At 68.6% G+C, this 12,401-nt stretch carries 8 protein-coding genes; 3 read left to right on the top strand and 5 right to left on the bottom strand.

The window, feature by feature from the left end; translation table 11 throughout:
• Window positions 1-31: 31 nt before the first annotated feature.
• Window positions 32-1,330 carry a lipid IV(A) 3-deoxy-D-manno-octulosonic acid transferase gene (waaA, locus tag AC10QF_RS10585; RefSeq protein WP_049416687.1) on the bottom strand — a complete coding sequence of 433 codons (1,299 nt, stop codon included), beginning with the start codon at window positions 1,328-1,330 and terminating at the stop codon, window positions 32-34.
• Window positions 1,331-1,390: 60 nt separating this feature from the next.
• Between waaA and AC10QF_RS10590 the strand changes: the two genes are divergently transcribed.
• A complete protein-coding gene (locus tag AC10QF_RS10590; protein WP_099485843.1) occupies window positions 1,391-2,308 on the top strand; it encodes an LpxL/LpxP family Kdo(2)-lipid IV(A) lauroyl/palmitoleoyl acyltransferase in 918 nt (305 codons plus the stop codon).
• Window positions 2,309-2,409: 101 nt separating this feature from the next.
• Here the strand turns inward: AC10QF_RS10590 and AC10QF_RS10595 are convergent, their stop codons facing one another.
• Genes AC10QF_RS10595 through AC10QF_RS10605 form a run of 3 tightly spaced genes read right to left on the bottom strand, consistent with a single transcriptional unit; the run spans window position 2,410 to window position 5,050 of the window.
• Window positions 2,410-3,741, bottom strand: a complete 1,332-nt coding sequence (locus AC10QF_RS10595) for an O-antigen ligase family protein (protein ID WP_049440945.1) — start codon at window positions 3,739-3,741, stop codon at window positions 2,410-2,412.
• The gene (locus tag AC10QF_RS10600; RefSeq protein WP_494542154.1) at window positions 3,722-4,837 is read right to left on the bottom strand and encodes a glycosyltransferase; all 1,116 of its coding nucleotides are present in this window, start codon (window positions 4,835-4,837) and stop codon (window positions 3,722-3,724) included. The genes AC10QF_RS10595 and AC10QF_RS10600 overlap by 20 nt, the downstream gene beginning before the upstream one ends.
• Before the next feature lie 15 nt (window positions 4,838-4,852).
• Window positions 4,853-5,050 (bottom strand): zinc-finger domain-containing protein, encoded by a 198-nt coding sequence (locus AC10QF_RS10605; protein WP_494542155.1) that lies wholly within the window; start codon window positions 5,048-5,050, stop codon window positions 4,853-4,855.
• Window positions 5,051-5,468: 418 nt separating this feature from the next.
• Between AC10QF_RS10605 and AC10QF_RS10610 the strand changes: the two genes are divergently transcribed.
• Together AC10QF_RS10610 and AC10QF_RS10615 are read left to right on the top strand one after the other, a co-directional pair.
• Complete coding sequence (locus AC10QF_RS10610; protein WP_494542156.1) at window positions 5,469-8,813, top strand: GH92 family glycosyl hydrolase; 3,345 nt, start codon at window positions 5,469-5,471, stop codon at window positions 8,811-8,813.
• The gene (locus tag AC10QF_RS10615) at window positions 8,810-9,553 is read left to right on the top strand and encodes a basic secretory protein-like protein (protein ID WP_099495284.1); all 744 of its coding nucleotides are present in this window, start codon (window positions 8,810-8,812) and stop codon (window positions 9,551-9,553) included. The genes AC10QF_RS10610 and AC10QF_RS10615 overlap by 4 nt, the downstream gene beginning before the upstream one ends.
• Window positions 9,554-9,945: 392 nt before the next feature.
• Here the strand turns inward: AC10QF_RS10615 and AC10QF_RS10620 are convergent, their stop codons facing one another.
• Window positions 9,946-12,237, bottom strand: coding sequence for an NADP-dependent malic enzyme (locus tag AC10QF_RS10620; protein WP_005419150.1), 2,292 nt, complete (start codon window positions 12,235-12,237; stop codon window positions 9,946-9,948).
• Window positions 12,238-12,401 lie beyond the last annotated feature (164 nt).

Below are 12,401 nucleotides of genomic sequence, written 5' to 3' on the forward strand. Positions count from 1 at the left end.
GCGCAGCGCCGCCGACGCAGCAACGCCGGGATCACTCGCGCGGTGGTGGCAGATGCGGTGCGACCAGCGCAAGCGTGCGCTGCAGCGCGCCACGGCCATTGCTGACCAACGTGCAACCCGCACGCGCCATGTCTTCGCGGGCCTGCGCATCTTCAAGCAGATGCTGCAGCAGGTCGCCCACCGCCTGCGCATCTTCGCCGATCAGCAGCGCACCGGCCTCGCGCATGCGCCGGGAGATTTCCGCGAAGTTGTGCAGGTGCGGGCCGGTCACCGCCGCGGTTCCCATCGCAGCGGGCTCCAGCAGGTTGTGGCCACCGATGGCCTGCAGGCTGCCGCCGACGAAGGCGACCTGGGCGCAGGCGTAGAACGGCATCAGCTCGCCGAGGGTATCGATGACGAACACGTCTGTGGCGGCGTGCGGCCACTGGTCCACGCGGCGGGTCGCCACGCTCCAGCCCTGTTCGCGCGCCAGCGCTTCCACCTTCGCGAAACGTTCGGGATGGCGCGGTGCCCACAGCAGCAGCAGATCCGGATGCTGCTGGCGCAGGCGCCGGTGCAGGTCGATCACCGCCTGTTCTTCGCCATCATGGGTACTGGCGGCGATCCATACCGGGCGCGCGCCCGGCACCCGTGCATGGAACTGTTCGACGAAGCCCTGCACGTCCGGCGTGGTGATGTCGAACTTCAGGTTGCCCAGTGCCTGCACCTGGCCGGGCTCCGCCCCCAGCTGCACGAAGCGCTCGGCATCGTCCTGCGACTGCGCGGCCACGCAGGTGACGGTGCGCAGGGCGCGGCGGATCAATGCGGCCAGCAGCCGGTAGCCGCGCAGCGAACGCGCCGACAACCGGGCATTGAGGATGTAGACCGGAACACCACGGTCACGGCAGCCGAACAGCATGTTCGGCCACAACTCGGTTTCCAGGATCAGCGCCAGGCTGGGCTGGAAATGGCCGAGGAAGCGGTTGACGCTGCCCGGCACGTCGTACGGCAGGTAGACATGGTCCAGCGCGTCGCCCCAGAGCGCACGCACGCGCTCGGAGCCGGTCGGAGTGATGGTGGTGATGACCCAGCGGATGTCCGGGCGCTGCTGGCGAAGGGCATTGACCAGCGGCGCGGCGGCATTGACCTCGCCCACCGAGACCGCGTGCAGCCACACCCGCGGCTGGCCGGTCGGCTGCGGATAGGAGGCGTAGCGTTCGTCCCAGCGCCGGAAGTACTCACGGACCCGGAAGCCGCGCCAGACCAGGTGGTACACGGTGATCGGCAGCAGGATGTAGAGCACGACCGAGTACAGGCCGCGCAGGATCCATTCGACAGGGTCTTTACGCATGCGGCAAGGATACGGGAGCCCCCCGGGAAAGACACGCGGCCGCCTTGGTAGAATGGCCCCATGTCAGATGCCTCCACCGCCGTCCGCCCGTCGCTGCGCGATCCGCGCAACTGGCCGATGTTCGCCGCCATGCTCGGCGCCTTCGCCATCGCCCGCCTGCCGTGGATGCTGCAGCGCGCGCTGGGCCGGGGCGTCGGCTGGATCACCTGGCGCCTGCTCGGCAGCCGCCGCCGCGCCGCCGAGGTCAACCTGCAGCTGTGCTTCCCCGAGAAGGACGAAGCGTGGCGGCAGCGCCTGGTGCGCGACAGTTTCGATGCGCTGGGCGTCGGCGTGTTCGAGTGCATCCGCGCCTGGTGGGGCAGCATCGACAGCATCCGCCCGCAGGTACGGATCGAAGGCCTGGAACACCTGCGGCAGATGCAGGCCGAAGGCCGCGGCGTCCTGCTGGTCTCCGGCCACTTCATGACCCTGGAAATGTGCGGCCGCCTGCTGTGCGACTACGTCGATCTTTCAGGCATGTACCGCAAGCACAAGAACCCGGTGTACGAGTGGGCGGTGAAGTTCGGCCGCCTGCGCTATGCCAAGGCGATGTTCGCCAACGAGGACATCCGCGCGACCGTGCGCCACCTGAAGAAGGGCGGCTTCCTCTGGTACGCGCCAGACCAGGACATGCGGGGCAAGGACACCGTGTTCGTGCCGTTCTTCGGCCACACCGCTTCGACCATCACCGCCACCCATCAGTTGGCACGCATGACCGGCTGTGCGGTGATTCCGTACTTCCACCGTCGCGAAGGCGGAAAGTACTTCCTGAAGATCGGCGCGCCGCTGGAGAACTTCCCCAGCGAGGATGTGGAAGCCGATACCACCCGGGTCAACCAGGCCATCGAAGCGATGGTGCGAGAGGCTCCCGACCAGTACCTGTGGATCCACCGCCGCTTCAAGCGCCAGCCGGGCGGCCGGAGCGATTTCTACAAATAGCCGGATGCGGTGGAAGGGCCGGCGTCCTCGCGGTAGTCGCCAACCTTGGTTGGCGCCGGATGAACCGAGGCCGGTCCCGGGGAGCCCACCAAGGTTGGCAACTACTGCATCGGCGGAGATTCGTCCGATTCGCGGGCCAGCAGACTGCCGGCGAACAGGGCCGCCAGCAGCACGGTCAGGCCGCCCCAGAACGCGGAATAGAACGCCAGGTGCGTATTGAGCGGGAACACCGTGACCGCCAGCGCCAGCATCGCCGGTCGGGCCCGATCACGCGCAGCCGCCGGAGCATAGCGCCAGGCCCGCCAGGCCTGCGCCACCGCCGCCAACCACAGCAGCAGGCCCAGAACGCCGGTCTCGGCAAGGATTTCCAGCACGATCTGGTGGGCGTGCAACGCCGGTTGGTTGCCCCACACGGCGGGGCCCTCATCTGACACGCAGGCCGGATACGCATCGCGGAAGCCGCGCGCACCGACACCGTTGACCGGATGCCCCTCGATCATGCACACCGCCGCGGTCCAGATGCGCGCGCGGCCCGAAAGCGCCTCGTCAACGCCCTGCCCGTCTTCGTTCCATGCCTGTGCCGTGCGCGCAACACGCTCGCGCAGCTGCGGCACGCCCGCTGTCAGTGCGGCCGTGCCCAGCGCTGCCACCAGGGCCAGCAGCAGCAGCCGCTTCCAGCCGAACTGGCGCACGCCGCTGTAGGCCAGCACCAGCACAAAGGTGATCCACGAGGCGCGCGAGCCTGCCAGCAGCAGCACGCATCCCAGTGCGGCAGCGGCCAGCAACCACCCTGCATTGCCGAAACGCCGTGCCATCGGCAGCAGCAGGAACGGTGACAGGCTGGCCAGCACCTGGCCGAATTTCAGATTGCAGGGCCCAAGCGCGCCACTGAGGCGGTCGGCCAGTGCGGCTTCGTCGGCCGGGCACAACGCGTGGCCACTCACGGCCAGCTTCAGGTGTTCCAGCGACCAGAACCACGGGCTGGTGCCAGCCAGCGCCTGCACCAGCGCATCCAGCGTCCACGCGCCGGTGATCAGCGCCAGGCCACCGAAGGTCAGGCGCCGCCGTTCCGGCGTGGCCACCGCGATCGCCACCAGCCACATGAAGGGCAGGTAGCGCAGTCCGGCGGCCGCCTTGGTCCACGAGGCCGAAGGGTCGATCGCATCGATGGCCGAAAACGCCTGCGGCAGCCAGTAGCCGAGGAACAGGATCGAGGTCAGCGCCCACGCCGCCGTGCTCAACAGGTGCGGGCGGCGCTGCAGCCGGCGCATCACCATGCGCGCGGCAGCATAGAGCGCGCCAAGGCCCAGCACGGTTTCGGCAATGCCCGGCAGCGGCCACATCGCCACGTACGCCAGCACCCACCAGGGCGCCCAGCGCCCGGCACGGTCGTCGCGCACGATGGCAGCGGGGTCAGCCGGCGAGATCGGCATAGAGGCGGAGGGTATCGCGCTGCATGGCCTGCAGGGTAAACGGGATGCGGGTCGGCAGGGACGGCGGCTGCGCCAGCAGGGCCAGCGCACGTTCACCCAGCGCGCGCGCGTCGCCGAGCGGCACCGCACCGTTGGGCTGCAGCTGCTGCAGCAGTTCGCCGACGCCACCATGGTCCCAACCCAGCACCGGGCGGCCGACCGACAGCGCCTCGACCACGGTGCGGCCAAAGGCTTCCGGCTTGTCCGACAGCTGCAGCACCAGATCGCTGGCGGCGTAGGCCTGGGCGATGCGGACGGTAGGCGTGCTGATCTGTACGGCCTCGGCCACGCCCAGTACCGCGGCCTGGCGGCGCAGGTCAGCCACGTAGGCCTCGCGCCCGGGTTCGTCGGTGCCCAGCATCCACAGCTGGGCAGGCACGCCGGCGGCACGCACGTCGGCCAGCAGCTGCAGCGCGTGGGCGTGCCCCTTCAGCCGGGTGCCGCGCCCCGGCAGCAGCAGCAGCGGGCCTTCGACCTGGGCCAGCCACGGGTAGTCGGCCGCCAGGGCCAGCCGCGGGCGGCGGTCGGCGCGCGCCACGCGCGGGAACTGGCCGACATCCACACCCCGCGGTATGACCTGCAGGTTGTCTTCCGGCACCGTCGGGTAATGGCGCTGCACGTAGGCGCGCACGGTGTTGGAGACGCAGATCACGCGTTCGCCACTGGTCATCACCGCGCTGTAGCGGCTGGGCGAGTTCAACCCGTGCACGGTGGTCACCCAATGCGGGCGCTGTGCGGCGGGCATGGCGCGGATCGCGTACAGGCCCAACCAGGCCGGCAGCCGCGAACGGGCATGCACGATGTCCGCGCCCACTTCGGCAAACAGCCGACGCAGGGTCGGCAGATGGCGCAGGGTCAGCACCGACTTCCGGCCGATGTCCAGGGAGAGGTGCTCGGCACCGCTGTCCAGCAGCGGCTGCACCAGGCGGCCACCGGCAGACACCACCAGCGCGCGATGGCCGGCGGCAACCAGGGCCGCAGCGATTTCCAGGGTCGAGCGCTCGACACCACCGGAGTGCAGCGCCGGCAGCAACTGCACCACGGTCAATCGGCGCATCGAAGGGGCCGCCGTTTAGTCGGCCAGCACGAACACGGAACCGCAGTACGGGCACTGCGCTTCGCCGTTGGGCTCGTCTTCGATCGGCAGGTACACGCGCGGATGCGAGTTCCACAGCGCCATTTCCGGGGTCGGGCAGCTCAACGGCAGATCGCTGCGGTGCACGGTGTAGCGCTTCTCGGCGTCGGCGGGCGCGGTGGCGGTATGGCTCATGGCGGATTCGGTGAACGGGTTGCGAGGCCCGTGATTCTAGCATCTGGGCCGCAACGACATTGCGCCGCAACGGGCCTCTACGCGCTCCTGCGAAGGTCGCGTAGCTGCGCGCGGCACGCGGCGCGATGGCCGCCACGGGAATTCTGCGGCTGTTCCGGCAGGTGGGCTCGCCAGAATCGGCTCCAGCGATATTTCCCGCATTTGGATCGAACTAAATGGCACTTGCCAGCGCGCGGCGGCTGTTGCAGGATCGGGCCAGGTCGCACCCCGACCCACCCAATCCAACCCGATCGCATGGCCCGCCCCCACCGGACCGGCATCGCCTCTTCCACTGCCAGCCTGGCGGGCGGAGCGATGCTGTCCGTGGTATCCGCCGATGCGGGTTCGCCCGCCGCCAGCCCTTCCGGGAGACCCTTGCATGACCCTGTCCGATCCGCGCCGCGCCCTGCTTCCGCTCGCCCTGGCCCTGGCCTGTGCGACCCCTGCGATGCCGGTGCTGGCGCAGGGGCTGCAGACCTCGTTCGAACCGGGCGAACCTGCCCCGGCGCAGGCCACCGGTGCGCTTCAGGTCACGATCGGCAATGGACCGGCCGCGCCCTACGCCGCCAAGCGCAACGCCGGCTACAGCGGCCTGCATGCGCTGCGCTACAGCAGCGAAGGCGGCAGCGCGCGGCGCGAACTGTTCAAGGCCGACCTGCCCATCGAGGCCGATACCACGCTGTCGTGGCTGGTGCTGCCGGAAATCGTCGGCAAGGACACCGTCGCCTCGACCTATGTATCGCTGGACCTGCTGCTGGATGATGGCAGCCGCGTTTCGGCCGGTGCGGCACGCGACCAGCATGGCGTGGCGATCGGCGCGCGCGCGCAGGGCGAATCGAAGACGCTGTACCCGCAGCAGTGGGCCCGCAAGGCGGTGCGGCTGGGCGACGTGCCCACGCTGAAGGGCCGCCGCGTGGTGGCGATCGAGCTGGAGGTGGCCAGTGCCGAGGGCGCGCCGGTCTCTGGCTGGATTGATGACGTGCGCCTGGATACCCAACCGCGGCAGCGGCCGCAGCGCGTCTCCGACTGGGTGCTGACCACCCGCGGCACCCAGGCCAACGGCACCTTCTCGCGCGGCAACAATTTCCCGGCCACGGCGGTGCCGCACGGGTTCAACTTCTGGACCCCGGTGACCGACGCCGGCGCACTGAACTGGCTGTACCGCTGGAACGAACAGAACGATGCGCAGAACCGCCCACAGCTGCAGGCGCTGGCACTCAGCCACCAGCCCAGCCCGTGGATGGGCGACCGCCAGACCTTCCAGGTGATGCCCTCGGCCAGCCGTGGCGTGCCGGAGGCCGACCGCAGCAAGCGCGCGCTGTCGTTCGACCGCCGTCATGAAAGCGCGCGCCCGTACCGCTACGACGTGCGCTTCGACAATGGCATCGCTGCTGCCATCGCACCGACCGACCATGCCGCGCTGTTCCGCTTCGAGTTCCCCGAGGGCGGTGACGCCAACCTGCTGTTCGACAATGTCGATGCGCGTGGCGGCCTGACCCTGGACACGGCCACGCAGACCCTCAGCGGCTATACCGATACGCGCAGCGGCCTGTCCAACGGCGCCAGCCGCATGTACGTGGTGGCCAGCTTCGACAAGCCGTGGCGCAGCAGCGGCCGCCTCGAGACCGGCCGCCCGACCGGTTACATCAAGTTCGATGCCGGCAGCGACCGGCAGGTGACGATGCGCATCGCCACCTCGCTGATCTCGCTGGAACAGGCGCGTCACAACCTGGCGCTGGAAATCTCCGCCGCCGACACGCTGGAAAGCGTGGCCGGCCGTGCGCAGGATGCATGGGACGCGCGCCTGGCCCGCTTCGACATCGGCGATGCCAGTGACGACCAGAAGACCACGCTGTACTCCAGCCTGTACCGGCTGTACCTGTACCCCAACTCCGGCCACGAGAATGCCGGCAGCGCGGCCGCGCCTGACTGGCGCTACGCCAACCAGGCCAGCGCCAGCGACGACAACACCGAGGGCAGCGCGAACCGCAGCTTCACTGGCGTGCGCGATGGCAAGGTGTTCGTCAACAACGGCTTCTGGGACACCTTCCGCACCACTTGGCCGGCCTATGCACTGTTCACGCCGGACGATGCCGGGCAGATGGTGCAGGGCTTCATCGAGCAGTACCGAGCCGGTGGCTGGATCGCACGCTGGTCGTCGCCGGGCTACGCCGACCTGATGGTCGGCACCAGTTCGGACGTGGCCTTCGCCGATGCGTGGCTGAAGGGCATCGGCGGCTTCGATCCGGCCGAGGCCTACGCCGCCGCGCTGAAGAACGCGACCGTGGTCCCCCCCGACCGCCATGTCGGCCGCAAGGGCATGGACCGTTCGACCTTCCGTGGCTACGCCAGCGCGGACGTGCACGAAGGCATGTCGTGGACGATGGAAGGCGCACTGAATGACTTCGGCATCGCCAACATGGCCGAGGCCCTGGCCAGGCGCGCGACCACGCCGGCCGCACGCGAGCGCTACAGCACCGAGGCCGACTACTTCCGCCATCGCGCCGCCAGCTACGCGACGATGTTCGATCCGGCCGCCGGCTTCTTCCAGGGCCGCAAGGCCGATGGCCAGTGGCGCGTGGACGCCAGGGCCTACGACCCGCGCGTGTGGGGCCACGACTACACCGAATCCAATGGCTGGACCTTCGCCTTCACCGCCGTCCACGATGGCGAAGGACTCGCCGCGCTCTATGGTGGCCGTGACAAGCTGGCAGCGAAGCTGGATACCTTCTTCTCCACGCCGGAAACCGCCGACCCCGCGTTTGCCGGATCCTACGGCGGCACCATCCACGAGATGACCGAAGCGCGCGATGTGCGCATGGGCATGTACGCGCACAGCAACCAGCCGGCGCACCACATCCCATGGATGTACCTGTACGCCGGGCAGCCGTGGAAGACCCAGCAGCACGTGCGCGAGATCCTGTCGCGGCTGTACGTCGGCAGCGAGATCGGCCAGGGCTATCCGGGCGACGAGGACAACGGCGAGACCTCCGCGTGGTACGTGCTGGCCTCGCTGGGCCTGTACCCGCTGCGCATGGGCGCCCCGGAGTACGTGATCGGTTCACCGGCATTCGAACATGCGAGGGTGGAACTGCAGGGCGGCGCGGTGCTGGCCGTGAACGCGGCCAACAACTCACGCGAGAACGTCTACGTGCAGTCGCTGAAGATCAATGGCAAGCCGTGGACGAAGACCTGGGTGCCGCACGAGCTGATCGCCAAGGGCGCGACGCTGGACTTCGTGATGGGGCCGCAGCCGTCGCGCTGGGGCAGCGGCGTGGATGACGTGCCGCGCTCGCTGACCGCGCGGGGCCAGCGCCCGCAGCTGCTGCACGACCTGCTCGGCAGTGGCGCCAAGGCGACGCTGGCCGATGGCCGCGCCCTGCCGGCGCTGGTCGATGACGATGCGGCCACCACCGTCGGCCTGGGCGGCGGCGCAACCATCGCACTGACCGGCCTGGGCGACGGCGCGCCGACCATGTATACGCTCACCAGCGGTGACGGCCGCATCCAGGGCGGCGAATGGACGCTGGAAGCGCGCAGTGGCAACGGCCGCTGGATGGTGATCGACCAGCGCAGCGGCGAAGCGTTCGAGTCTGCCCGCCAGACCCGACCGTTCCGCATCGCCAAACCCGGTCGTTACAGCGAGTATCGGCTGCGCCTGGCCGCACCGGGCCGGCTGCCGCTGGCGGAGATCGAACTGTTGGCGCCCAGCGCCGTACAATGAGCCCCATGCGCTACCGTCTGCTGCCTCTGGCCCTTGTTGCCCTTTCCTTCTCCAGCTTCGGCCAGACCCAGGCCTTTGATGCGCAGCTGACCCGCGACGGCGTGACGCTGAACTACCAGGACGCCCGTGGCGCCCTGGCCGCGCCGCAGCGCAAGCGGATCATCGATACGTTCTACTTCGCCTACCTGCGCGAACGTGCGGACTTCCACCCGGCCGCGCCGTCGATGGTGCGCATCGTGATCGACCCGGACTACACCGGGATCGCCTTCGTCGGTGACAAGGACCAGGCCGCAACGATCACCATCAACCCGGGTTGGCTGGCGCAGCACCCCAACGACATCGACCTGGTCACCCATGAGGCCATGCACATCGTGCAGGGCTATCCGGGCTATGGCGACGCACGGGTGCCGGGTTGGCTGGTGGAGGGCATCGCCGACTACGCACGCGACCGCTACGGCATGGACAATGCCGCTGCGGGCTGGGCACTGCCGGGCAAGGTCGAGAAGGGGCAGAACTTCGACAGCGGCTACCGTGTCACCGGTGCGTTCCTGAAATGGGCCGACGCCGAACATCCGGGCCTGGTGCTGGCACTGGACAAGGCCCTGCGCGACGGCCGCTATGCACCGGCGCTGTGGCAGAAGCACACCGGCAAGGCACTGCCGGCGCTGTGGGCGCAGTACGCCAAGCCGCGTTCCGACGCTCCGCCGCCGGCCCCTGCACGCCGCGGCAAGCGGCGCTGACGCCCCCGCTGTCGCCGGCGCCTCAGCGCGACTGCACGAAACCGGCGTACAGCGCGAACAGCTGCTGGAAGTACCGCCGCGCCACTCGACTGCGCATGACACCCTCGCCGATGGGAAGTTGGTCGGGCCCAGGGTGGGAAGGCCGGTCCGGTCCCTTCCCACGGCCGGGCCGCGTGGGCGTATTGGGCCGCAGCGGCGTTGCAGGGAAATGACCGGGCGGCGTAGCGCGTGTGGCACAGACCGGAGTAGGACCGGCCGCTCGCCGGCTGCCGTCGTGTATCTGAGCACGATTGGGGTTGCCGGCCAGCGGCCGGCACTACCCGTTTCCGCTGCGCGGAAACAAAAACGCGCCCCGTGGGGCGCGTTTCCGCAGCTGTCGCTGGAAAGAAGGCTTATGCCTTCTTTTCCGCTTCCAGCTGCTTCCTGATCTGCGCATCGACCGCCGCAATGGCGGTCATGTTCAGGATCCGGCGCGAGGTCGCGCTGGTGGTCAGGATGTGCACCGGCTTGTTCACGCCCATCAGGATCGGGCCGATCGCCACGCCGTCGGTGAACACGCGCACCAGGTTGTAGGCGATGTTGGCCGCTTCCAGGTTCGGCAGCACGAACAGGTTGGCGCGGCCCTGCAGGGTCGAGCCCGGCAGCAGCTTCTGGCGCAGCGCTTCATCCCATGCGGTGTCGCCCTGCATTTCGCCATCCACGTTCAGGCGCGGGTTGCGCTTGAGCAGCAGCTCGCGCACCTGGCGCATCTTCAGCGCATCCTTCGAATCATGGCTGCCGAAGTTGGAGTGCGACAGCAGCGCCACCTTCGGCTCGATGCCGAACAGCTTCATGCGATAGGCCGCCTGCAGGGTCGCCTCGCACAGCTGCTCGGCGGTCGGATCTTCCTGCACGTGGGTATCGACGAAGAAGAACACGCCCTGCTGGTTGATCACGCCGGTCATCGCCGAGGTCGAGGTGACCTTCGGCTCCAGCGGCAGCACGCTGCGCACGTAGCCCAGCTTCTTGTGGAAGCGGCCGACGATGCCGGTCAGCATCGCATCGGCTTCGCCACGGGCGACCATCACCGCTGCGATCAGGGTCGGGCGCGAACGCATCAGGTTCTTCGCCGCAGCCACGGTCACGCCACGGCGCCCGGTCAGGCCGTGGTAGTACTGCCAGTATTCGTTGAAGCGCGGGTCGTCGTTGATGTTGGTGACTTCAACGTTCTCGCCGATCTTCAGGCGCAGGCCGAGGCGCTCGATGCGCGACTCGATCACTTCCGGGCGGCCGATCAGGATCGGATGCGCCAGGCCGTCATCGACCACGTTCTGCACCGCCTGTAGCACCACTTCCTCTTCGCCCTCGGCGTACACCACGCGCTGCTTGTCGCTGCGGGCGCGGTCGTACACCGGCTTCATCATCAGGCTGGTGCGGTAGACGAACTGGGCCAGCTTGTCGCGGTAGGCGCCCATGTCCTCGATCGGGCGCGAAGCCACGCCCGAATCCATCGCGGCCTGGGCCACGGCGGCCGACAGTTCCACCAGCAGGCGGCGGTCGAACGGGCGCGGGATCAGGTATTCACGGCCGAAGCTCGGGGTCTCACCGCCGTAGGCCGAGCCCATGTCGGTGGCCGCGCGGCGCGCCAGCGCGGCGATGGCGCGCACGCAGGCGATCTTCATTTCCTCGTTGATCGCGGTGGCGCCCACGTCCAGCGCACCACGGAACAGGTACGGGAAGCACAGCACGTTGTTGACCTGGTTCGGGTAGTCCGAACGGCCGGTGCCGATGATCGCGTCCGGACGCGCGGCGCGCGCCACCTCCGGCATGATTTCCGGGGTCGGGTTGGCCAGCGCGAAGATCACCGGGTCCGGCGCCATGGTCTTGACCATGTCGGCGGTCAGGATGCCCGGTGCCGACAGGCCCAGGAAGATGTCCGCGCCGTCGACGATCTCGGCCAGGGTGCGCTTGTCGGTGTCGCGCGCATAGCGCTGCTTTTCCGGGTCCAGGTCGGTACGACCGGTGTGGATCACGCCCTCGCGGTCGAAGGCCAGGATGTTCTCCGGCTTCAGGCCCAGCTGGACCAGCATGTTCACGCAGGAAATGCCGGCCGCGCCCATGCCCGTGGTCGCCAGCTTCACTTCCTCGATCTTCTTGCCGGTGATCGCCATCGCGTTGAGCACGGCCGCGCCGACGATGATCGCCGTGCCGTGCTGGTCGTCATGGAACACCGGGATCTTCATGCGCTCGCGCAGCTTGCGCTCGACCACGAAGCACTCCGGCGCCTTGATGTCTTCCAGGTTGATGCCGCCGAAGGTCGGTTCCAGCGAGGCGATGATGTCGACCAGCTTGTCCGGGTCGGTTTCATCCACCTCGATGTCGAACACATCGATGCCGGCGAACTTCTGGAACAGCACGCCCTTGCCTTCCATCACCGGCTTGCCGGCCAGCGCGCCGATGTTGCCCAGGCCCAGCACCGCGGTGCCGTTGGAGATCACCGCCACCAGGTTGCCGCGGGCGGTCAGCTCGCTGGCCTGCTGCGGGTCGGCCTTGATCGCTTCACAGGCATACGCCACGCCCGGCGAATACGCCAGCGACAGGTCGCGCTGGGTCAGCATGGGCTTGGTAGCGGAAACCTTGATCTTTCCCGGCGGGGACATCCGGTGGTAATCGAGGGCGGCCTGTTTGAAATCTTCGTTGGACATCGATGTGGGTTACATGAATGGGCAGAAGGGACAGGGGATCATACCCCCGTTGGAGCGTCTGGACCTGTCGCTATCCTGTCGCAACCATGCTGCGACCGCACAATTCCGTACCGTATGCGACGGGAGCCCAGACCAGCATCGGCGCTGCCCATGACAGCCATGGG

The sequence above is a fragment of the Stenotrophomonas maltophilia complex sp. Om-AH-Sm3 genome (assembly GCF_059337855.1).